The 20,964-nt window shown below is 71.0% G+C and carries 21 protein-coding genes; 8 read left to right on the top strand and 13 right to left on the bottom strand.

Annotated features, from left to right (window positions below; translation table 11 throughout):
- Positions 1-11: 11 nt before the first annotated feature.
- From C4T78_RS24145 to C4T78_RS24130, 4 genes are all read right to left on the bottom strand, one after another.
- Positions 12-707, bottom strand: coding sequence for a response regulator (locus tag C4T78_RS24145; protein ID WP_093354951.1), 696 nt, complete (start codon positions 705-707; stop codon positions 12-14).
- A 37-nt stretch (positions 708-744) separates the two neighbouring features.
- Positions 745-1,977: a sensor histidine kinase gene (locus C4T78_RS24140; protein ID WP_093354953.1), complete on the bottom strand. Its 1,233-nt coding sequence runs from the start codon at positions 1,975-1,977 to the stop codon at positions 745-747.
- A 156-nt stretch (positions 1,978-2,133) separates the two neighbouring features.
- Positions 2,134-2,763: an MBL fold metallo-hydrolase gene (locus tag C4T78_RS24135; RefSeq protein ID WP_093354955.1), complete on the bottom strand. Its 630-nt coding sequence runs from the start codon at positions 2,761-2,763 to the stop codon at positions 2,134-2,136.
- Entirely contained in the window at positions 2,763-3,842 is a 1,080-nt protein-coding gene (locus C4T78_RS24130; protein ID WP_093354957.1) for an S-(hydroxymethyl)mycothiol dehydrogenase, read from the bottom strand. Before C4T78_RS24130 ends, C4T78_RS24135 begins: the two co-directional genes overlap by 1 nt.
- A gap of 146 nt (positions 3,843-3,988) precedes the next feature.
- Between C4T78_RS24130 and C4T78_RS24125 the strand changes: the two genes are divergently transcribed.
- Complete coding sequence (locus C4T78_RS24125) at positions 3,989-4,837, top strand: SAM-dependent methyltransferase (RefSeq protein ID WP_093354960.1); 849 nt, start codon at positions 3,989-3,991, stop codon at positions 4,835-4,837.
- On the opposite strand, the gene C4T78_RS24120 is transcribed toward C4T78_RS24125, so the two are convergent.
- Positions 4,824-5,981, bottom strand: a complete 1,158-nt coding sequence (locus C4T78_RS24120) for an MFS transporter (RefSeq protein ID WP_093354961.1) — start codon at positions 5,979-5,981, stop codon at positions 4,824-4,826. The genes C4T78_RS24125 and C4T78_RS24120 overlap by 14 nt on opposite strands.
- 391 nt (positions 5,982-6,372) lie before the next feature.
- Between C4T78_RS24120 and C4T78_RS24115 the strand changes: the two genes are divergently transcribed.
- Positions 6,373-7,836 carry an amidase gene (locus C4T78_RS24115; protein WP_093354964.1) on the top strand — a complete coding sequence of 488 codons (1,464 nt, stop codon included), beginning with the start codon at positions 6,373-6,375 and terminating at the stop codon, positions 7,834-7,836.
- Positions 7,837-7,993: 157 nt separating this feature from the next.
- On the top strand, positions 7,994-8,752 hold the full coding sequence (locus C4T78_RS24110) for an SDR family NAD(P)-dependent oxidoreductase (protein WP_093354966.1): 759 nt from the start codon (positions 7,994-7,996) through the stop codon (positions 8,750-8,752).
- Between the two features lie 232 nt (positions 8,753-8,984).
- On the opposite strand, the gene C4T78_RS24105 is transcribed toward C4T78_RS24110, so the two are convergent.
- Together C4T78_RS24105 and C4T78_RS24100 are read right to left on the bottom strand one after the other, a co-directional pair.
- Positions 8,985-10,178, bottom strand: a complete 1,194-nt coding sequence (locus C4T78_RS24105; RefSeq protein ID WP_093354969.1) for an acyl-CoA dehydrogenase family protein — start codon at positions 10,176-10,178, stop codon at positions 8,985-8,987.
- A complete protein-coding gene (locus C4T78_RS24100; protein ID WP_093354971.1) occupies positions 10,175-11,356 on the bottom strand; it encodes a CaiB/BaiF CoA transferase family protein in 1,182 nt (393 codons plus the stop codon). The genes C4T78_RS24105 and C4T78_RS24100 overlap by 4 nt, the downstream gene beginning before the upstream one ends.
- Positions 11,357-11,465: 109 nt before the next feature.
- On the opposite strand from C4T78_RS24100, the gene C4T78_RS24095 reads away from it, so the two are divergent.
- Complete coding sequence (locus tag C4T78_RS24095; protein WP_093354972.1) at positions 11,466-12,119, top strand: GntR family transcriptional regulator; 654 nt, start codon at positions 11,466-11,468, stop codon at positions 12,117-12,119.
- A 182-nt stretch (positions 12,120-12,301) separates the two neighbouring features.
- Here C4T78_RS24095 and C4T78_RS24090 read toward each other — a convergent pair whose 3' ends face one another.
- Entirely contained in the window at positions 12,302-12,880 is a 579-nt protein-coding gene (locus C4T78_RS24090) for a TetR/AcrR family transcriptional regulator (protein ID WP_177247667.1), read from the bottom strand.
- Between the two features lie 97 nt (positions 12,881-12,977).
- Between C4T78_RS24090 and C4T78_RS24085 the strand changes: the two genes are divergently transcribed.
- On the top strand, positions 12,978-14,024 hold the full coding sequence (locus tag C4T78_RS24085) for an alcohol dehydrogenase family protein (protein WP_093354975.1): 1,047 nt from the start codon (positions 12,978-12,980) through the stop codon (positions 14,022-14,024).
- Positions 14,021-14,863, top strand: a complete 843-nt coding sequence (locus tag C4T78_RS24080; RefSeq protein ID WP_093354977.1) for an alpha/beta fold hydrolase — start codon at positions 14,021-14,023, stop codon at positions 14,861-14,863. The genes C4T78_RS24085 and C4T78_RS24080 overlap by 4 nt, the downstream gene beginning before the upstream one ends.
- 56 nt (positions 14,864-14,919) lie before the next feature.
- Here C4T78_RS24080 and C4T78_RS24075 read toward each other — a convergent pair whose 3' ends face one another.
- The 3 genes from C4T78_RS24075 to C4T78_RS24065 form a co-directional block, all read right to left on the bottom strand.
- Positions 14,920-15,780, bottom strand: a complete 861-nt coding sequence (locus tag C4T78_RS24075) for a 3-hydroxybutyryl-CoA dehydrogenase (RefSeq protein WP_093354980.1) — start codon at positions 15,778-15,780, stop codon at positions 14,920-14,922.
- A gap of 327 nt (positions 15,781-16,107) precedes the next feature.
- Entirely contained in the window at positions 16,108-16,638 is a 531-nt protein-coding gene (locus tag C4T78_RS24070) for an RICIN domain-containing protein (RefSeq protein WP_177247669.1), read from the bottom strand.
- Between the two features lie 187 nt (positions 16,639-16,825).
- Positions 16,826-17,563 (bottom strand): AAA family ATPase, encoded by a 738-nt coding sequence (locus C4T78_RS24065; protein ID WP_093354985.1) that lies wholly within the window; start codon positions 17,561-17,563, stop codon positions 16,826-16,828.
- Between the two features lie 133 nt (positions 17,564-17,696).
- On the opposite strand from C4T78_RS24065, the gene C4T78_RS24060 reads away from it, so the two are divergent.
- Positions 17,697-18,149 carry a peroxiredoxin gene (locus tag C4T78_RS24060; RefSeq protein WP_093354988.1) on the top strand — a complete coding sequence of 151 codons (453 nt, stop codon included), beginning with the start codon at positions 17,697-17,699 and terminating at the stop codon, positions 18,147-18,149.
- On the opposite strand, the gene C4T78_RS24055 is transcribed toward C4T78_RS24060, so the two are convergent.
- Both C4T78_RS24055 and C4T78_RS24050 read right to left on the bottom strand, forming a co-directional pair.
- Positions 18,144-18,788, bottom strand: coding sequence for a trimeric intracellular cation channel family protein (locus C4T78_RS24055; RefSeq protein WP_093354990.1), 645 nt, complete (start codon positions 18,786-18,788; stop codon positions 18,144-18,146). The two genes, C4T78_RS24060 and C4T78_RS24055, sit on opposite strands and share 6 nt — an antisense overlap.
- A gap of 50 nt (positions 18,789-18,838) precedes the next feature.
- Positions 18,839-19,426 carry a TetR/AcrR family transcriptional regulator gene (locus C4T78_RS24050; RefSeq protein WP_093354993.1) on the bottom strand — a complete coding sequence of 196 codons (588 nt, stop codon included), beginning with the start codon at positions 19,424-19,426 and terminating at the stop codon, positions 18,839-18,841.
- 121 nt (positions 19,427-19,547) lie between these two features.
- Here C4T78_RS24050 and C4T78_RS24045 point away from each other — a divergent pair, with 121 nt between their 5' ends.
- A complete protein-coding gene (locus C4T78_RS24045) occupies positions 19,548-20,756 on the top strand; it encodes an FAD-dependent monooxygenase (protein ID WP_093354996.1) in 1,209 nt (402 codons plus the stop codon).
- The last annotated feature ends 208 nt before the right edge of the window (positions 20,757-20,964 follow it).

Raw genomic sequence — 20,964 nt, 5'->3', positions numbered from 1 at the left:
CTCACGTCGCCTCACGCGGAGGCGCGGCGGAGGTTGTTGTTGTCCTGGCCCGGGCAGACCAGGCCGGTTTCGTACGCGGTGATCACCAGTTGGGTCCGCGAGCTCAGGTGCAGCTTCTGCATCACGTGGTACAGGTGCGATTTCACGGTCAGCTCGGCCAGGCCGAGGTTGCGCGCGATCTCGGCGTTGGAGCCGCCCCTGGCCACTTCGAGCAGCACGTCCAGCTCCCGCTCGGTCAGCACGGCGAGCTCGCTGCGCGCGTCGCGGACGCCGAGCGCGGCGAAGCGCTGCAGCAGCCGCTTGGTGACGCGCGGGGCCAGCAGCGCTTCTCCAGCCGCGACCGTGCGGACGGCTTTGACCAGGTCTTCCGGGGTCGCGTCCTTGAGCAGGAAGCCGCTGGCACCGGCGCGCAGCGCGGCGTAGACGTACTCGTCCAGGTCGTGCACCGTCAGCATGATCACTGCCGTGGTGCCGCCGGTCTCTGCGATGATGTCCGCGGCGGCGCTGATGCCGTCCTTGCCTGGCATGCGCACGTCCATCAGCACCACGTCGGGACGGCGTCGGCGCACCGCGGCCAGCGCCGCGTCGCCGTCGGCCGCTTCGGCCAGCACCCGCAGGCCCGGCTCGTTCGACAGCAGCGCTACCAGGCCCGCGCGGATCATCGCTTGGTCATCGACCACCAGGACAGTCGTGTCCTCTGTTTCCACGCGGGGCCTCCTTGCTCCGGGCCGGCCCAGTTCCGATTCAGGCCAGGTCCGAATTTTCCGCGCACGGTAGCACGGCTTCAAGGTGAAATCCGTTCAAAATCGGATGTGCGGTCAATGTTCCGCCCAGCAGCGCAACGCGTTCCCGCAGACCGATCAGCCCATGTCCGGAAAAATGGGACACCGGCGGTACCTCCCCGGCACCGAGGTGGTTGGTCACCTCGATCCGCAGCGCGCTCGCCCCGTAGTCCAGCAGCACCCGCGCCCGCCCGGAGCCCGCGTGCTTGAGCACGTTGGTCATCGCCTCCTGCACGATCCGGTAGGCGGTCACCTCGACGCCGGAGCCGAGCTCGCGGATCTGACCGCGCCGCTCGAACCGCCACTCCACCTGACCGCCCCGCACCGAGTGGACCAGCGCGTCCACCCCGTCCAGCCCCGGCGTCGGCTGCCAGTCCATCGGGTCCTGCCCGGCGGCGTTGCGGTCGCGCAGCGCGTTGAGCAGGTTGCGCATCTCCCCCAGCGCGCCGCGCGAGCTCTGCTCCAGCTCCTGCAACGTCTGCCGCGCGTGCTCCTGGTCGCGGTCGATGAGCGCCCGCGCGACGCCCGCGCGCAGCGCCACCACCGACAGGTTGTGCGAGACGATGTCGTGGAACTCCCGCGCGATGCGCGCCCGCTCGACGGCCGCCGCGTCCGCGGCCAGCTGATCGCGCGCTTCGTCCAGCATCGTCAGCGTCTGCTCCAGCTGCGCCGCGCGCCGCCTGCCGACCTGCATCGCGCGCGCCCAGCCGACCACCATCACCAGGTTGACCACCCCGCCGGTGATCCGCAGGAAGCTCTCCACCGGCGTCAGCTCGTAGACGATCATCTGGGTGACCGGGAAGATCATCGCGAGCGAGGCGGCCACCACCGACACCGTCAGCGAACCGCGCACGCAGACCGAGTAGATCGCGATCAGGATCGCCAGGTTCAGGCCACCGATGTAGAGCTCGAGCAGGGTGAGCGCGACGGTGACCACCAGCATGACCAGCAGCACCGTCCACGGCATCCGCCGCCGCAGCACCAGCATCGCGGTGGCCGGCACGCTCACCAGCAGCGGCCACCACCAGTCCATCCACGGCGGGTGCTCGCCGATGGACAGGTCGAAGCCGTGCGCCACCGACAGCACCAGCACGAAGCCGATGTCCCCGAGCACCGCGCGGTGCGCCACGACCCAGGGCCACAGGCCCGTCGCCGGTTCGGCCGCCGCGGTGCGGCTCAGCGCATGATCGACCATCGGACCTGCCTCACGCGGTGTGCGGATCTGCTCGCGATGCCAACCGTGAGCAGGCCCGGTCGCCGCTCACGGACAAGATCGTGCGCACTGCACCGCGCAGCTTCATCCGCCGAAAGTGGTAACCGGGGACCCTACCCCGTGCTCGGGCCGCGACGATCAGTAACCGCGCGCGACCCACTCGTCGAACTGCGGCCGCACCGCGCCGATCGTGGTGCTCTCACCGTGCCCGGGCCGCACCTCGGTGTCCGCCGGCAGCGGCAGCAACCGGTCCCGGATGGACTCGGTGATCGTGCCGAAGTCCGAATAGGACCGCCCGGTCGCACCGGGCCCGCCGGCGAACAGCGTGTCACCGGTGAACACCACGCCCAGCTCCGGCGAGTGCAGGCACACCGCGCCCGGCGCGTGCCCGGGCGTGTGCAGCACGCGCAGGCCGATCCCGCCGACCTCGACGACCTGACCGTCGGCCAGCTCCCCGTCGGGCTCGCGCTCCGGGTGGGTCAGGCGCCACAGCACCATGTCGTCGGGGTGCAGCAGGATCGGCGCGCCGACCGCCTCGGCCAGCTCCGGTGCCCGGCGCACGTGGTCGTCGTGCGCGTGCGTGCACAGCACGGCCCGCACCTCGCGGTCGCCGACCAGCGCGCGGATGGCCTCGACGTCGTGCGGCGCGTCGATGACCACGCACTCCGCGTCGTCGCCGACCACCCAGGCGTTGTTGTCGACGTCGAAGGTCTGGCCGTCCAGCGAGAACGTGCCCGAGGTCGTCGTGTGGTCGATGCGCGCGGCCATCAGAAGACCACCACCGAGCGCAGCACCTCGCCGCGTTCCATCCGCGCAAACGCCTCCTCCACCCCGTCCAGCGCGATCTCCTCGCTGACGAACTTCTCCAGCGGCAGCCTGCCCTGCTGGTACATCTCCACCAGCATCGGGAAGTCGCGCTCCGGCAGGCAGTCGCCGTACCAGCTGGACTTCACCGCACCGCCGCGGCCGAACACGTCCAGCAGCGGCAGCTCCAGCTTCATCTCCGGCGTGGGCACGCCGACCAGCACCACCGTGCCCGCCAGGTCCCGCGCGTAGAAGGCCTGCTGGAACGTCTCGGGCCTGCCGACCGCGTCGATCACCAGGTCGGCGCCGAAACCGCCGGTGAGCTCCCGGATCGCCGCCACCGCATCGGTCTCGGCGGCGTTGATCACGTGCGTGGCGCCGAACTCCCGCGCCCAGTCGAGCTTCTTCGGGTCGCGGTCCACGGCGATGATCCGGCGCGCCCCGGCCAGCGCCGCCCCGGCGATCGCGCCGTCACCGACACCACCGCAGCCGATCACCGCCACCGAATCGCCCGGCCCGGCACCACCGGTGTTGACCGCCGCGCCGATCCCGGCCATCACGCCGCAGCCGAGCAGCCCGGCCACCGCCGGGCGGGCCGACGGGTCCACCTTGGTGCACTGCCCGGCGTGCACCAGGGTCTTCTCCGCGAACGCGCCGATGCCCAGGGCCGCCGACAGCGGCTTGCCGTCCAGCGTCATCGGCTGCGCCGCGTTGTGGGTGGCGAAGCAGTACTGCGGCCGGCCGCGCTTGCACGCCCGGCACGTCCCGCACACCGCGCGCCAGTTCAGCACCACGAAGTCGCCGGGCCGCACGTCCTCGACGCCCTCGCCGACCTGCTCGACCACACCGGCCGCCTCGTGGCCGAGCAAGAACGGGAACTCGTCGCTGATGCCGCCTTCGCGGTAGTGCAGGTCGGTGTGGCACACCCCGCAGGCCTGCACCCGGACCACCGCCTCACCGGGGCCGGGGTCGGGGACGTCGATGGTCACCACCTCGACCGGCCTGCCCTTGCCTGTCGCCACCACCGCGCGGACGTCGGTCACGAGCACCTCCTGGGAGAAACGCGGGTCACGAAGGACCCATCGTGATATGCGCGCCCGACGATCAGCAAGAGCGGCGCGCGAGCAGGCCCTGAACACTCTGCGTTGATGGTTGACTACTGTACGATTCCAGCGAGAAGGGGGAGTCCATGGTCGAAACGCGCAAGTCGCCGCCGCGCGAGATGGACATCGTCCGTCCCGCCGCCGCCCGGATCTACGACGCCTTCCTGGGCGGAGGGCACAACTTCGGCGTGGAGCGCGGCTTCGCGGAGCGCATCGAGCAGGCACTGCCCGGCATCGGCGGCTGCTACCAGGAGAACCGGGCCTTCCTGCGCCGGACCGTGGAGTTCCTGCTGGCCCGCGGCGTGCGCCAGTTCCTCGACCTGGGCTCCGGAATCCCCACCATCGGGCACCTGCACGAGGTGGCGCGGCGGCGCACCCGCGACTTCCGGGTGCTGTACGTGGACAACGAGCCGCTGACCGTCGCGCACAGCAAACCGCTGCTGGCCGGCGAACCGCGCGCGGACATCCTGCAGGCCGACTGCCGCGAACCGGAAGCGATCCTCCGCTCGCCGGAGGCCCGGGAGCTGCTCGACCTGCGCCGTCCGGTGGGGTTGCTGATGACCTCGGTGCTGCACTTCGTCCCGGATTCCGACGATCCGCTCGGCCTGGTGGAGACCTACCGGGACGCCCTCGTGCCGGGCAGCCACCTGGTGATCTCGCACGTGACCGGGACTAACGCGCCGGAGGCGGTGCAGGTGCTGGCCGACTTCTACGCCGAGACCTCGGATCCGCTGCACCCGCGGGAGACCAGCTGGATCGACAAGCTCTTCGGCGACTTCGAGATCCTGCCGCCGGGCACCACCGACCTCGCCGACTGGCGCCCCGATCCCGGTCGGCCGACCTCGGCGTCGGACCGGTACCGGCTGCTCTACGGCGGGGTGGCCCGCAAGTCGGTCGACGCGCGCATCCCGGTCCAGCCGGTCAGCGGCGGATGAACAGCAGCAGGACCCCCGCGACGATCGCCGCCGCACCCGCCGCCAGCCAGGCCCCGCCCAGCCCGGCGTGCTCGGCGAGCAGGCCGAACAGCAGCGGCCCCAGGCTCCCGCCCAGGTAGATGCCGGTCTGGGTGAACGAGGTCGCGCTGGCCACCCGGTCCGGGGCGATCTTGGCGACGGCGAAGTTCAGCAGGCCCGGCCAGGCCCAGCCCGCGCCGAACCCGATGGACACGCCGATCAGGAACGCCACCGTCGAGTGCACGGCCATCAGGCCGAAGCCGATCGAGCCGATCAGCAGCATCCCGGAGATGACCCGCACCAGGTCCGGGTTCCGGCGGTCGGCGATCACCCCCGCGCACAACCTGATCAGCAGCCCGGTCGCCGACCCCAGCGACAGCACCAGCCCGGCCGCCGACGGGCTGAACCCGACCTCGACCGCCGTGGTGGTGACGAACGCGCCGAGCGCGTTGGCCGCGGCCGACCCGAGGCCGCCGGAGATCGCCAGCAGCAGGAGCGCGCTGCGCCGCGGTCCGCTCCCGCCGCTCGCGGCCCTGGCCGACCGCGTGCGCTCGGCTTCCGGCAGCCGGGGCACCGCTGCCGCGGCGACCAGGCCGATGGCGCCGGCGATCACGAACACCCAGCGCCAGCCGACGGTCAGCGCCACCGCGGGCACCGCCACGCCGGCCAGCAGCGTGGCGGCCGGGATCGAGGACTGCTTGACGCCGAAGCCCATGCCGCGCCGGTGAACCGGGATCCCTTGCGCGATCAGCAGGTTCGACGCGGGCTGCGCCAGCGAGTTGGGCAGGCCCGCCACCCACAGCACCGCCAGCAGCCAGGCCGCGTTGGGCGCGGCGGCCATCCCGAAAAGGCAAACCGAGCTGCCCAGCGCGCCGACCCGCATGCCCAGCCGGGAGCCGATCCGCTCGACCAGCCAGCCCATCGTCCGCGACGACAGCGAGGCGACGCCGAAGAACCCGGCCGCGCCGACGCCCAGCAGCGCCGCGCCGAAGCCGAACTCCTGCTGCAGCTGCACGCCGAGACCGCCTACGAGGAACACCGGGAACACCCCGACGGTGACCACCGCGGCCACCGACGAGAGCACTCGTGCGGTCCCGACGGTCCGCTGCTGCCCGGCGGCTGCCACTGCGCCCTCCTCGGCTCCGAGCGGTGTCTGGTCAACTCAGCCTGAAAACCCGAATGGTTTTTAGCAACGCTAACGTGACGTACGCCTCTGCTCCACCGCTGCGGCCGGCAGGCGGTTGACGTGCGCCCCCACCGACCGGAAAGGTCGACAAGAGCCCGTCGGCGAATGCCGTCCGCGCTTGTGAAGCGGCGCCAGCCGCTTGCATCCACCTGCGCAGGACGACCACCGGCGGGTCCTCGGAGGCTTCCCGGCGAGGACCCTTCCGCCGTGTCTTGGACATACATGAGGGAGGGCTCCCGCAGTCCAGGGAGTCTCCGCCAGGTGACCACCTACGTAGGGTGATCACCGACAAGAACCGAGGGACGGCCCTAACAGCACAGGAGGACGCAGCGTGTCGGTAGCGCCCGGATCCGGACTGCCCGCTTCGAAGATCCCCGGGCTGGTGCTGCTCGACGCGGTCGAACTGTCCTGGCTGATCTCCCGGCGCGAGGTCAGCTGCGTCGAGGTCATGCAGACCTACCTCGCGCACATCGACCGGTTCAACCCGCAGGTCAACGCGATCGTCTCCCGCCGCGAAGAGGCCGAACTGCTCGACGAGGCGCGGCGGCGCGACCAGGAGCTCGACCGCGGTGAGCACCGCGGCTGGATGCACGGCTTCCCGATCGCGGTCAAGGACCTCTCCGACGCCGCTGGGCTGCCCACCACGATGGGCTCGCCGCTGTTCGCCGACTCGATCGCCGACCGCGACGAGCTGCACGTGCAGCGGATGCGCGAAGCGGGCGCGATCGTGATCGGCAAGACCAACGTCCCCGAGTTCGGCCTCGGCTCGCACACCTTCAACCCGGTGTTCGGCACGACGCGCAACCCCTACGACACCACGCGCAGCGCGGGTGGCAGCAGCGGCGGTGCCGGAGCGGCGCTGGCGCTGCGGCTGCTGCCGGTCGCCGACGGCAGCGACTTCATGGGCTCGCTGCGCAACCCGGCCGCCTGGAACAACATCGTGTCGCTGCGGCCCAGTTTCGGGCGCATCCCGGCCGAGGGCTTCCTCAGCTCGCCCTCCGTGGTCGGCCCGATGGGCCGCACGGTGCGGGACGTGGCGATGCTGCTGTCCACGATGGCCGGTCCGGACGAGCGCGCGCCGCTGAGCATCGAGCAGGACCCGGAGCTGTTCGCCGGCCGGCTGGACCACGACTTCGACGGCGTGCGGATCGGCTGGGTCGGCGACTTCGACGGTCATCTCGCCACCGAGCCCGGTCTGCTGGAGCTGTGCGCGGAATCCTTCGCCGCCTTCGGCGAGATCGGCTGCGCGGTCGAGCCGGTGGCCAAACCGCTCCCGGTCGAGCAGGCGTGGGAGACGTTCCTGCTGTGGCGGTCGTGGACCGTCGGGCGCAAGCACGCCGAGCTCTACGACGACCCGGCCAAGCGCGCGCTGCTCAAACCCGAGCTGATCTTCGAGATCGAGAACTACCACCGGCTGCAGGTGCCCGACATCAGCCGCGCGCTCTCCGGTCGCGACGAGTGGCACGCGGCGGTGTCGGCGCTGTTCGACGAATACGACTTCCTGCTCGCGCCGAGCGCGCAGGTGTTCCCGTTCGACGCCGAGCAGCGCTGGCCGCACGAGATCGGCGGCCGCTCGATGGACACCTACCACCGCTGGATGGAGGCGGTGGCGCCGTGGACGCTGTCCGGGCACCCGGTGGCCAACCTGCCGGTCGGCTGCAACGAGGCGGGCCTGCCGATGGGGGTCCAGCTGATCGGCCGCAACCACGCGGAGTGGTCCCTCCTCCAGCTGGCGCACGCCTACGAGCGGGCCACCGACTGGCCCCACCGGATCCTCCCGCCCCTCCTCCGCTGACCCCACCGGCACCCGGGTGAACGTCGATTTCTCGCGAACTCGACGCATGGCCGGGTGATCGGGGACGCCTGGCCCCGGTGGGCGATCGCTGGTTCACTTCGGCTGGGCGCGGCGGCACAATCGCGGCGGGATCACGACGTGCGGAAAGGCGGGACGGATGGGCAACGACGTCTTCTCGTTGCAGGACAAGGTCGCTCTGGTCACCGGTGGCGGCCAGGGCATCGGGCTGGAGATCGCCAAGGCCCTGCGCACCGCGGGTGCGCGGGTGGTCATCGCCGAGATCAACCCGGCGACCGGGCAGGCGGCCGCCGAGGCCGTCGGCGGCGAGTTCCGGCAGGTCGACGTCACCGATTCGGCGGCGGTGGCCGGGCTGGTCGATCGCGTGGTGGCCGAGCACGGCAGGATCGACGTCTCGGTGCACAACGCGGGCACCGTGCGCAACGAACCCGCGGAGTCCACTTCGGACGAATCGTGGCGGCGCGTGCTGGGGCTGAACCTGGACGCGGTGTTCTGGTGCTGCCGCGAGGTCGGCCGCGCGATGCTGGCGCAGGGATCGGGGTCGATCATCAACATCGCCTCGATGTCCGGGCTGATCTCCAACCACCCGCAGCCGCAGGCGCACTACAACACCTCGAAGGCCGCGGTGATCATGCTGACCAAGTCGCTGGCGGGCGAGTGGGGCGGCCGCGGCGTGCGGGTCAACTCCATCTCGCCCGGCTACACCGGAACGGACCTGCTCAAGGGCGTCCAGGACACCCAACCCGGGTGGTACGCCCAGTGGCTGGCGCAGACGCCGATGGGCCGGGTGGCCGAACCGCGCGAGATCGGCCCGCTGGCGGTGTTCCTGGCCTCCGAAGCCAGCAGCTTCGTCACCGGCAGCAACATGGTCGTCGACGGCGGCTTCACCGTCTGGTGACAGCCGACCCCACGACCCCACGCAATTTCAATGGAAATCGCACATCCAATTTCAATTGAAATTGCACCACCACCGGCGCGTCGGGCACCGACACGCCGGTGGTGCGTCCGGATCCACGCAATTTCAATGGAAATCGGACGTCCAACTTCAATTGAAATTGCGTTGACCTCGCGGGACGGCGGTGCGGAGTGCGGCCGCACTCCGCACCGGCGTGCCGAAGGGATTGGGGACCTCAGCCTCGGAAGGCGTTGAGGCCGGTCAGGGCCTGGCCGATGGTGAGCGCGTGCATCTCGCCGGTGCCCTCGTAGGTCAGCACCGACTCCAGGTTCGTCATGTGCCGGATCACCGGGTACTCCAGGGAGATCCCGTTCGCGCCGAGGATGGTGCGCGCCGTGCGGGCGACCTCCATCGCTCCGCGCACGTTGTCCAGCTTGCCGAAGCTGACCTGCTGCGGGATGAGCTGCCCGGCGTCCTTGCGGCGGCCGAGGTGCAGGGCGAGGAGCCTGCCGTTCTGCACCCGCACCGCCATGTCGGCGAGCTTGCTCTGGGTGAGCTGGAAGCCGCCGATCGGCCGGCCGAACTGCTCGCGGGTGGTCGCGTAGTCCAGCGCCGCCTCCAGGCAGCTGCGACCCGCGCCGACCGCGCCCCACACGATGCCGTAGCGGGCCTCGTTGAGGCAGGACAGCGGGCCGCGCAGGCCGGTGACCTCGGGCAGCACGGCGTCGGCGGGCAGCCGGACGTCGTCGAGCACCAGCTCGCTGGTCACCGAGGCGCGCAGGGACAGCTTGTGCTTGATCTCCGGCGCGGAGAAGCCCGGCGTGTCGGTCGGGACGACGAAGCCGCGCACGCCCTCGTCGGTCTTGGCCCACACCACGGCCACCGAGGCGATGCTGCCGTTGGTGATCCACATCTTGCGGCCGTTGAGCACCCAGTCGGAGCCGTCGCGGCGCGCTGTGGTGAGCATCGAGGCCGGGTCGGAGCCGTGGTCGGGCTCGGTCAGGCCGAAGCAGCCGATCGCCTCGCCTGCCGCCATCTGCGGCAGCCAGTGCTGCTTGTGCTCCTCCGAGCCCCAGCGCCAGATGGCGAACATGGCCAGCGAGCCCTGCACCGACACCAGCGAGCGCAGCCCGGAGTCGCAGGCCTCCAGCTCCTCGCAGGCGATGCCGTAGTCCACTGCGGACAGACCGGCGCAGCCGTAGCCCTCCAGGTGCATGCCCAGCACGCCGAGCTTGCCCAGCTCCCGGGCCAGCTCGCGGGCCTGCGGGAACTCCCCGCGCTCGTACCACTCCGCGACGTGCGGCTGCACGTGGTCGCGGCACAGCGCGCGCACGCTGTCGCGGATCGCCAGCTGCTCCGCGGTGAATTCGGCGTCGATCCCGAGCGGATCGCGCGGGTCGAACGCAGGGCGCTTGCCACCGGCACTCATTGCTGGTTCCTCCTGGAAGCGATGGGAGAAAGCGGTTGTTCGTGGTCCTCCAGCCAAGCGAGGACCTCTTTGCCGTGCTCGCCGAGCAGCGGCGGCGGCGTCACCTCGGCGCTGCCGTGCGCCGAGAAGTCGATGGGCATGCGCACCTGCATCGTCGCCCCGTCACCGGGATCGACCAGCGGCCGCAGGCCCAGGGACTCGGCGTAGTGCACCGCCTGCGCCAGGTCGTTGACCTGTCCGCACGCGATTCCCAAGCCCTGCAGCCGCTCCTGCCAGTCGGCCGCGGTGCGGGCGCCGAGCACGTTCTCCAGCTGCCGGACCAGCTCATCGCGGTGGGCGACGCGCTGCGCGTTCGTGGCGAACCGCTCGTCGTCGGGCAGGCCGAGCAGCCCGAGCGCCCCGCACAGCTTGCGGAACTGGCCGTCGTTGCCGACCGCGACGGCCAGGAAGGCGTCCTCGCAGCGCAACGTCTCGTACGGCGCGATGCTCGGGTGCCGGTTGCCCATCCGCCGCGGCGCGGTGCCGGTGGTCAGCAGCCCGCTCATCTGGTTGACCAGCGACGCCAGCAGGCTGGACAGCAGGTTCACCTCGACGTGCTGGCCCTCGCCGGTCGCCTCGCGGTGGCGCAGCGCGGCCATGATGCCCAGCGCGGCGTCCTTGCCGGTGAGCACGTCCACCAGCGCCACACCGGCCTTCATCGGCGGTCCGTCGGCTTCGCCGGTGATGCTCATCAGCCCGCCGAGCGCCTGCACCACGAAGTCGTAGCCGGGCAGTTCCGCACCGCCGTCGCTGCCGAAGCCGGAGATCGAGGTGTAGATCAGCCGCGGGTTGAGCTCGCGGGCGGCGGCGTGGTCCAGGCCGTGGCGGGCCAGCGAGCCGGGCTTGAAGTTCTCCACCAGCACGTCGGCGCGGCGGACCAGGTCGTGCGCGGTCGCCCGGTCCTGCGGGTCGCCGAGGTCCAGGGCGATGCTGCGCTTGCCGCGGTTGACCGATTCGAAGTAGGACGAGCTGTGCTCGGTCCAGGGCGGGCCCCAGGTCCGGGTGTCGTCGCCGGTGCCGGGGCGCTCCACCTTGATCACGGTGGCGCCGAGGTCGGCCAGCAGCATGGTCGCGTACGGACCGGCGAGCACTCGGCTGAAGTCCGCGACGACCACGCCGTCCATCGGCAGCGTCTCCATGCACCCGCCCTTCCTGTCGCGCACCGGTGGCTTGCGTCACCCGTGATATTGGATCCAATATACAGTTGTCGGGCAGCCGGTCAAGGAACCGGAGAACGGGAGGACCGGGATGCAGCGACCACCCACCACGCAGGAGTTCGTCCTCGGCGAGCTGCGCAGATCCATCGTGTCCGGCGAGCTGGCGCCGGGCCAGCCGATCCGGCAGGACTCGATCGCCCAGGGCCTCGGCGTGAGCCGGGTACCGCTGCGCGAGGCGCTGAAGACGCTGGAGGCGGAGGGCCAGGTCGTCTACCAGCCGCACCGGGGCTACTCGGTGGCCGAGCTGTCGCTGAGCGACCTGCTGGAGGTCTACCGGATGCGGGAGCTGCTGGAGGCGGAAGCCGCCGCGGTGGCCACCGGGCGGTTCACCGACACCGACCTGGCGCGGATCACCGATGCCCAGCAGGACGTGGAGCGGGCGGCCGACGACGGCGATCTGGTCGCCATGATCGCGGCCAACCGCCGCTTCCACTTCGCCCTGTTGGAGCCGTCGGGCATGCCGCGCCTGCTGCGCGTCGTGCGCACCCTCTGGGACGCCACCGACGCCTACCGGGCGGTCTACTACAACTCCGACGCCAACCGCACCCGGGTTCGCCACGAGCACGACGGGATCGTGTCCGCGGCGCAGAACCGGCGGGCCGACGACCTGGTCCGCCTGCTCGACGAACACCGCCGCCACGCGGTCGACGCCCTCCGCGGCACCATCACGTCCGAAGTGGACTGATTCGTCGGCCGCCCGCACGACCCGCGAAAGCACCGCGCCCCTCGCAGTTTTCGCCCGAAAACGCCCGCGCCGCTCCGTTTCCGCTGGTGCAGCCCCGTGAGCACTTTGGGGTGCTATAGCCCCACAAAACGCTCACGGGGCCTGACCAGTGGAAACGGAAGGCCTCGCGGTGGAACCAGGACTCAGGCCGCGAGCAGGACTTCGGCCGTGCGGCGCGCGTGCTCGACCGCGCCCGGGATGTCGGCCGATGCCACGATCGTCGCGCCTTCGTAGAGCAGCAGGGCGCTGTCGGCGAACTGCGCGGGCTCGGCGACTTCCGCCAGCGTCGCGAGCTCTTCGAAGTAGTCCCGCATCCACCGCTTCTGCCCGATGACCACCGCTCGCCCGGGGTGGTCCGGCTCCGGCATCTCCGCCAGCGCGTTGACGAAGGCGCAGCCCCGGAAACCCGCGCGATCCATCCACGCGCCGAGCGCGTCGAACACCGCCAGCAGCTCATCGCGAGGCCCGCTCGCGCGCTCCGCCACCCAGTTCCGCACCCACTCCCGCCACCGCTGGTCGCGCTCGACCAGGTACGCGGTGACCAGCCGCTCCTTCGACCCGAAGCAGGCGTAGAGCGTCTTCTTGGTCACCCCGGCCCCGGCCGCGATGGCCTCGACGCCGACCGCGTGGATGCCCTCGGCGTAGAACAGCTCGGCCGCGACGTCGAGCACCCGCCGCCCGGCCGGGGTCAGCTTCTCCAGCAACTCCGCCACTTCCGCCATGCCGTCAACTATACCGACCGGTGGGTTGACACCAACCGCACCGAAGCGCCTATCGTGGTAACCACACCGGTCGGTATACCTCGATGGGAGACCTCAAATGCGCGCAGTGCTGCTCACCGGCTTCGGCGGACCGGAGAAGCTGGAGTACCGCGAAGACGTGCCCGCTCCGCAGGCGGGACCGGGCGAAGTCCGGATCAGGGTCGCGGCGGCGGCCATCAACAACACCGACATCTGGACCCGCGAAGGCGCCTACGGCACACCGGACGACCCGGCCGACACCGCGGGCTGGCGGCGCGAGCCGCTGGCGTTCCCGCGGATTCAGGGCGCCGACGTGGTCGGCCGCATCGACCAGGTGGGGCCGGGCGTGCCCAGCTCGCGGCTCGGCGAGCGGGTGATCGTCGACCCGATGCTCTACACCGGCGGCGAACGCGAGCTGGTGGACACCGAGTACCTGGGCAGCGAACGCGACGGCGGGTTCGCCGAGCACACCACCGTCCCCGCCGGCAACGCCCACGCGGTCGAAAGCCCGCTCAGCGATACCGAACTCGCGACCTTCCCCACGGCCTACGCCACCGCGATGCGCATGCTCAACCGGGCGCAGGTCCGCGACGGGGAGACCGTGGTGGTCACGGGAGCGTCCGGCGGTGTCGGCTCGGCGCTGATCCAGCTCGCGACCTCGCGCGGCGCGCGGGTGATCGCCGTGACCAGCGCCGCCAAGCGCGAGCAGGCGCTGCAGCTCGGCGCGCACGCGACGGTCGACCGCGACTCGCCGGACCTGCACGCGGCGGTTCTCGCGGAAGCCGGGCCGGTCGACGTCGTGGCCGACGTGGTCGCGGGCCCGGCGTTCGCGCAGCTGCTGCGCATGCTCGCCCCGCTCGGCCGCTACGTGGTCGCGGGCGGCATCGCCGGGCCGCTGGTGGAGACCGACCTGCGCACCGTCTACCTGCGGCAGCTGCAGCTGATCGGCTCCTCCTTCGGCACCCACGAGGACTTCGCCCAGCTGATCGGCCACATCGAGCGCGGCGAGCTCACCCCGCTGCTGGCAGGCACGCACCCGCTGCGCGAACTCCGCGAAGCCCAGCGCGCCTTCACCGCCAAGAACTTCTTCGGCAAGCTCGTCATCACCGTGGAGGAAGCCGCATGATCCTCACCGAGGACATCGTCGTCGACGGCGTCCGGCTGGCCCACCGGCACACCGCCGGCAGCACCGGCGAGACGCTGGTGTTCCTGCACGGAACGCCGTCGCACTCCCACATCTGGCGCGAGGTGGCCCCGGCGCTGGAAGCCGACGGCCACGGGATCCTGGTCTACGACCTGCTGGGTTACGGCGCGTCGGAACGCCCGGTCGGCCGCGACACCTCGGTAACCGCGCAGGCCGACCTGCTGGAGAAGCTGTTGGTGCGGCTGGGAATCCGGCGCTGCACGTTGATCGCGCACGACATCGGCGGCGCGGTGGCGCAGATCTTCACCGCGGCGCACCCGGAGCGCGTCGCGCGGCTGGCGCTGATCGACTCGGTCAGCTACGACTCGTGGCCGTCGAGCACCTGGCGGGAGATCATCCGCGACCACCTCGACGACCACGCCGCGATGTCGCAGCACGACTTCGAGGCCCTGCTCACCCGCCAGCTGACGATGACGGTGGCCGACCCGGCCCGGATGACCGGCGAAGCCCTGGAGGCCTATCTGCGTCCACATCGGACAGCGGTCGGCCGGGCGTCCTTCTTCGAGCACCAGGTCCGCCACTACGACTCGGCGCCGACCCAGCGGGTGGCACCGCTGCTGAGAACCCTGCGCACCCCGACGCACGTCATCTGGGGCGCGGAAGACCGCTGGCAGCCGGTGGCCTACGCCCACCGCCTCGCCCGGGACATCCCGGCGGCGACCCTCGCCACGATCCCGAACGCGGGCCACTTCGCGATGGAGGACGACCCGGCCCGCGTCGTCGAAGAGCTCCGCGCGCTCCTGTCGCGCGAAGCGAGCTGAGCGAAGGGTGTCTTCGGGCGGGCGGCTGGCCCGAAGACACCCTTCACCGCCGGAGATCAGCTGTAGTCGTAGAAGCCCTTGCCGGACTTCTTGCCCTTCAGGCCCGCCTCGACCATGCGGCGCAGCAGCGGCGGGGCGATGAAGTTCGGGTCGCCGTACTCCTCGTGCATCGAGTCCGCGATCGCCTTGAGGGTGTCCAGGCCGACCAGGTCGGACAGGCGCAGCGGGCCCATCGGGTGGGCGCAGCCCAGCACCATGCCCTTGTCCACGTCCTCGGCGGTGGCGAAACCGCCCTCGACCATCCGGATCGCCGACAGCAGGTAGGGCACCAGCAGGGCGTTGACGACGAACCCGGAGCGGTCCTTGGCCCGGATGGTCTCCTTGCCCAGCTGCTCGGTGGCGAACGCCGCGGCCCGCTCGACGGTCTCCTCCGAGGTCAGCAGCGAGGGCACCAGCTCGACGAGCTTGAGCACCGGGACCGGGTTGAAGAAGTGCACGCCGAGCACCTGCTGCGGGCGCTTGGTGGCGGCGGCCAGCTTGGCGATCGGGATGGAGGAGGTGTTCGACGCCAGGATCGCGTCCGGATCGGACACCACCTTGTCCAGCTCGGCGAACAGCTTGGTCTTGAGCTCCTCGTCCTCGGCGATGGCCTCGATGACCATGTTGCGGTCGTCGAGGTCGGCCAGCGTCGTGGTGAAGTGCAGGCGGGACTGCGCGGCGTCGCGCTCGGCTTCGGTCAGCTTGCCGTTCTGCACCGCGCGGTTCAGCGACTTCCACAGCCTGGTGCGGCCGGCGCGAGCGGCTTCGTCGCTGACCTCGCAGACGATCACGTCGAGACCGGCCCGGGCACCGACCTCCGCGATGCCACCGCCCATCTGCCCGCCGCCGATGACTCCCAGGCGCTCGATCTTCGTCACCACACGATCCTTCCCGCTTCCGGCTGCGCTGCCCTACGTCGGGCCGATCATGCCAGCTACGGCGGTTACTGACCGGTAAACAGTGCGCTAGACCACGCCGATCGCACGATGGCGGGAAAGGTGGTCGACGCGGAGCCGGCCCTGACCCCCAGGTTCCTCCGGCTCCGCGCGGTCGAACCCCCCGATCCGACCCTGACCCCCGAAACGTCTTCAGATTACCGCACGGTCCGTGCATGAATGCATGCGCTCCGAACATCAGTCGAGCGTGCGAAGCGCACGCGCCCCGCACCGGGGTCCGGCGCGGGGCGCGTGCGGTGTCGAGGCCGGTCAGGCCGGCGGGAAGTTCCACTGCTGGGTCAGCGCCCCGGACTGCTGCTCCAGGACCGCCCAGTAGTTGCCGCCCGTGTTGAACGGGACCACGACGCGACCGTCCGAGCGCGAGATGATCAGGTGGCCGTTGCCCGCGGGCGGCAGGTCCCACTGCTGGTTGAACGCCTGGCTGCACTCCTGCTGGACGACCGCGGTCCGCCCGTCGGGTGCGTTGTAGTTGCCGACCGCGAGACACTTGTTCGTGTCGACGTTGCGGATCTGGTAGTAGCCGCCGCCGAGGAACTGCAGCCGCCACAGCTTGCCGCCGGGAGCTTCCTCGATGGCGTTCGCCCAGACGACGATGTCGTCCGCCTTGTTCGCGCCGTACCCGGTCGGGATCAGCTTCTGGCCCGAGCTCACGTTGACGATGCGGACAGCGGTCTGCCGCGGCTCGGCGGCCTCCTGATCGGCTTGGGCGGAGAACGCCCCACCCGCCGGGAGCAGCAGGAGCGCGGCCAGCGACGCCACCGCGGAGAATCGGAAGCGCATCGACATTTCCTCTCTGGGATCGCGGGAACCGGCGGAGACGGCCTCCGGCCGTCGTCCAGCGCCCACGATCGCCTCGTCCCCCACCGCCCGCCGGACGAGCCCGGCCAACGGGTGTCCCCCACCCGCAGCGCTACCCCTGCCCGGGCGAAAACCCGCTGCTCCCAGCACGAACCGGGCGAACCCCGGGTCACCCGGTGATGTGGCGCAGGTAGAGAGCCGGGTCGGTGAGGTAGCGGCGCCAGTGGTCGACGAGGTCGAGGTCCGCCCACTTCACCCGGCGGATGCCGTGCTCGCCCACTTCGACGATGTCGGCGCCCGGCGTGGCGGCCAGGACCGGTGAGTGCGTCGCGCAGACCACCTGCGCGCCGGTGCGGGCCAGCTCGTGCATCAGGCCGATCAGCTTGAGGCAGGACTCGAAGGACAGCGCCGCCTCCGGCTCGTCCATCACGTAGAAACCGCGTTCCCGGAACATCGCCTCGAACACGGCCAGGAAACCCTCGCCGTGCGACATGGTCGAGGTGTCCTGCTCCCAGTAGCCGTGCAGGCCGCTGACCGCGTTCATCATCCCGAACGCGGTCTCCGCCCGCAGGAAGAACCCCTTGCGGCGAGACCGCGGCCCGGTGATCATCCGGCTCCCGGCCGGGGTCGTCTCCAGCGCCAGGACGTCGCCGAGCGGGGTCTTCGGGCGGTCGTTGGCGTACTTGCGCCCCGCCCGGCCGCCGTGCGAGTCGAGCTTGAAGCCCTCCGCGATCGCCTCGACCAGCGTCGACTTCCCGGAACCGTTCTCACCGACCAGCATGGTCACCGGCGCGGTGAACTCCAGCCCGCGCTCGGCGAGCTCGGCGACGCACGGCACGGTGTAGGGCCACCTCCCGAACGACTCGGGACGCTTGCTTTCGGGGATGTAAGCGCGGCGGACGAGCATGGACCTTCCCGAGTAGCAGTGAGGAGCACGACCGGTGCGGCCCGCCCCGCCCGAGCCTCGCACACACCCCGGACGACGATCGGCTGCGAGGCCATACTCTGGGAGCTCGGGTTCCGACGTGGGAGGAGCGGGGATGCGGGAAGGCGATGTGGTGGGCGATTTCGCCCTGCCGGACCAGGACGGTGCGGAGCGCAAGCTCTCCGAGCTGGTCGCCGGCGGGCCGGTCGTGCTGTTCTTCTACCCGGCCGCGATGACCACCGGGTGCACCGCGGAGGCCTGCCACTTCCGGGATCTGGCCGCCGAGTTCGGCGAGCTCGGCGCGCAGCCGGTGGGGATCAGCGCCGACCAGATCGGCAAGCAGCAGCAGTTCGCCGCGGCGCACGGTTTCGGCTTCCCGCTGCTGTCCGATGTCGACGGTGCGGTCGCGCGGCAGTTCGGCGTCAAGCGCCGGTTCGGGCCGATCCCGGTAAAGCGGCACACCTTCGTCATCGACGAGCAGCGCCGGGTGCTCGCGGTGATCCGCAGCGAGTTCCGGATGGGCCTGCACGCCGACAAGGCGCTGGCAGTCCTCAAGCGGCGCTCATAGCGACGCTCCGCCGCGGGCCAGCGGCGCGCGCCAGCCGAAGCGCAGGGCCAGCAGCCGCACCACGATCGCCAGCAGCGCCGCGAAGGCGCTGGTGACCGGTGTCAGCGCGCCGGTGACCGCGAGCAGGGCGACCAGGCCGCTGCCCAGCAGCGCAGGCACCGCGTAGATCTCGCTCTCCGGGTGCAGCAGCGCCGGGACCTCCCCGGCCAGCACGTCGCGGATGGCGCCGCCGCCGATCGCGGTCGCGGCGCCGAGCGCGATCGCGGCCAGCGGGTGCATGCCGAAGTTCAGCGCCTTGATGCTGCCCGCCACGCAGAACACCCCCAGCCCGATCGCGTCGAAGAACAGCACGAACCGGCGGATCCAGGCCAGCCGGGGATGCCAGAAGAACACCACCACCGAGGCGATCAGCGGCGTGGTGAAGTAGGCGATGTCGGTGAAGGCCACCGGCGGCACCGCGCCGATCACCAGGTCCCGGAACACCCCGCCGCCCAGCGCGGTCACCTCGGCCAGCACCACGATGCCGACGACGTCGAAGCGCTTGCGCACGGCGAGCAGCGCGCCGGAGAGCGCGAACGCGAAGATCCCGATCAGGTCCAGGACTTCCTGCACCAGCGGGTTGAGGATCGCGGTGACCACCGGACGGTTCTACCTCCCCGCCACCGCCGGTGCACCCGCGCCCCGGTCCGTCACGCCTCCTCGGCGGCCTTGGCCGCGATCGCGCGCAGCCCCGCGACGATGTCGTCGGCGCTGGGCGCGCTGTCGGGGTCGATCAGCCACTGGATCACCACACCGGCCTGGATCGCGTAGTACAACGAGCCGACCGTCCTGGCCTGCTCCTCGCTGACGGTGTCCTCGTCCACTCCCTCGAACATCGCGACGTTGCCGGTGCGCGCCGCCTGCATCCCCCGGCGCAGCTGCTCCCGGATCTCGGGCACGTGGTCGACCTGCGTCATCAGGTCGAACGATGCCGCCCACACCTCCCGGTCCGCCTGGAAGCCCTCGATGGTGCTCGCCCAGACGGCGCCGAAGCGCTCCAGGAAGGCCTCCTCCGAGGGCGCATCGGTCCGCAGCCTCGCCTGCTCCCGGTCGCTCCACTGCTCGATCGCTGCGTAAACCGCCTGGTTGAGCAGGTTCCGGATGCCGCCGTAGTGGTATCCGATCGCGGCGAGGCTGGTTCCGGCGATCTCCGTGATGTCCCGCGCCGTGGTCCGCGCGTAGCCCTTGGTGCGCAGGCACTCCATCGCGGCGGCGAGCAGGTCCTCGCGATTTCCCATGCCGACAGCCTAGTGCAGCGATCGGACAACCGTCTTGCACAAATGTCTTAGACGTCTGTACCGTCGCCTGCATCACCGCCACGAGCCCGGTTCCGCCGGTGCTCCGGATGGAAGGCATCAGATGACCAAGCGCGTGTTGATCGTCGGAGCGAGCATCGCCGGACCCGCGCTCGCCCACTGGCTGCACCGGTACGGGTTCTCGGTGACGGTCGTGGAGCGAGCACCGCAGCTGCGGCCGGGCGGCCAGGCCGTGGACGTCCGCGGTGTCGGCAAGGAGGTCGTGCGCCGGATGGGGCTCGACGAGCGGATCCGCGCAGCGTGCACGGAAACCAACGGCGTGTCCTACGTGGACGAGCGCAACCGGGAGCGGGCGCGGATGCGGTCCGACGCCTTCGGCGGCGACGGGATGGTCGCCGAGATCGAGATCCTCCGCGGCGACCTGGCCGACGTGCTGCACGAAGCCACCCGGCACGACGTCGAGTACCGGTTCGGCCGGACGATCACCGGCATCGAGCAGACCCGCGACGGGATGACCGCGTCCTTCACCTCCGGGCCGCCGGAGTCCTTCGACGTGGTGGTCGGCGCGGACGGGCTGCACTCGGGAGTCCGCTCGCTGGTGTTCGGGCCCGAGTCTCGGTACCTGCGCGATCTCGGCTTCCTGATGGCGTTCTTCACGGTGCCCAACCGCCTCGGGCTCGACCACTGGATGCTCAGCTACGCCGAGCCGAAGCGCGGGGCGATGATCCGCAGCATCAGGGACAACCGCGAGGCGATGGCCCTGCTGTGCGTCCCGGGCAGCAGCGCCGACCACGACCACCGCGATCCGGCCGGGCAGAAGGCGCTGCTGCGCGAGGGCATGCGGCACGCGAAGTGGGAGGTGCCGTGGCTGCTGGAGCAGATGGACGGCGCCCCGGACTTCCACTGCGATTCCTGCAGCCAGGTGTGCATGCCGTCCTGGTCGGCGGGCCGGGTGGTGCTGCTCGGGGACGCCGCGTACTGCTCGTCACCGCTGTCCGGCCAGGGAACGACGCTGGCCCTCGTCGGGGCCTACGTCCTGGCCGGCGAGCTGGCCGCGGCCGACGACCACGCCACCGCGTTCGCCGCCTACGAGGCGAAGATGCGCGACTTCGTCGCGATGAACCAGCAGCTCGGCGCGGACAACGCCAAGCACGCGGCCGCGAGCAGCCGGTTCGGCATCTGGGTGCAGCACCAGATGATCCGGCTGCTGCCGCACCTGCCCGGCCAGGCGCTGATGCAGCGCAAGATGCTCCGGGCGTTCAACGGCATCGAGCTGCCGGACTACGACCTGCTCCCGGCCGCCAGGGGCTGAACCACCTGAGAGAGCACTGTCGGCGAAGCCGTCCGCGTCTTATAAGCGGCGGCAGCCGCTTTGAGTACGCACGCAGCTTGCACCCGCCGCGGGTTCTGAGTGTTTTCCTGGCGAGGACGGTCCCTCCGCCGTGTATTGGGCATACATCAGGAGGGTCACCCGCAGTCCAGGGAAGCACTCAGGTTCCGCCACCCGCACCGCCACGCAG

The organism is Saccharopolyspora kobensis (assembly GCF_900108315.1).
GTDB classification, from domain to species: Bacteria; Actinomycetota; Actinomycetes; order Mycobacteriales; family Pseudonocardiaceae; genus Saccharopolyspora; species Saccharopolyspora kobensis.
Note: the sequence above shows the minus strand (reverse complement) of the source record. Positions and strands in the feature narration are given on the sequence as shown.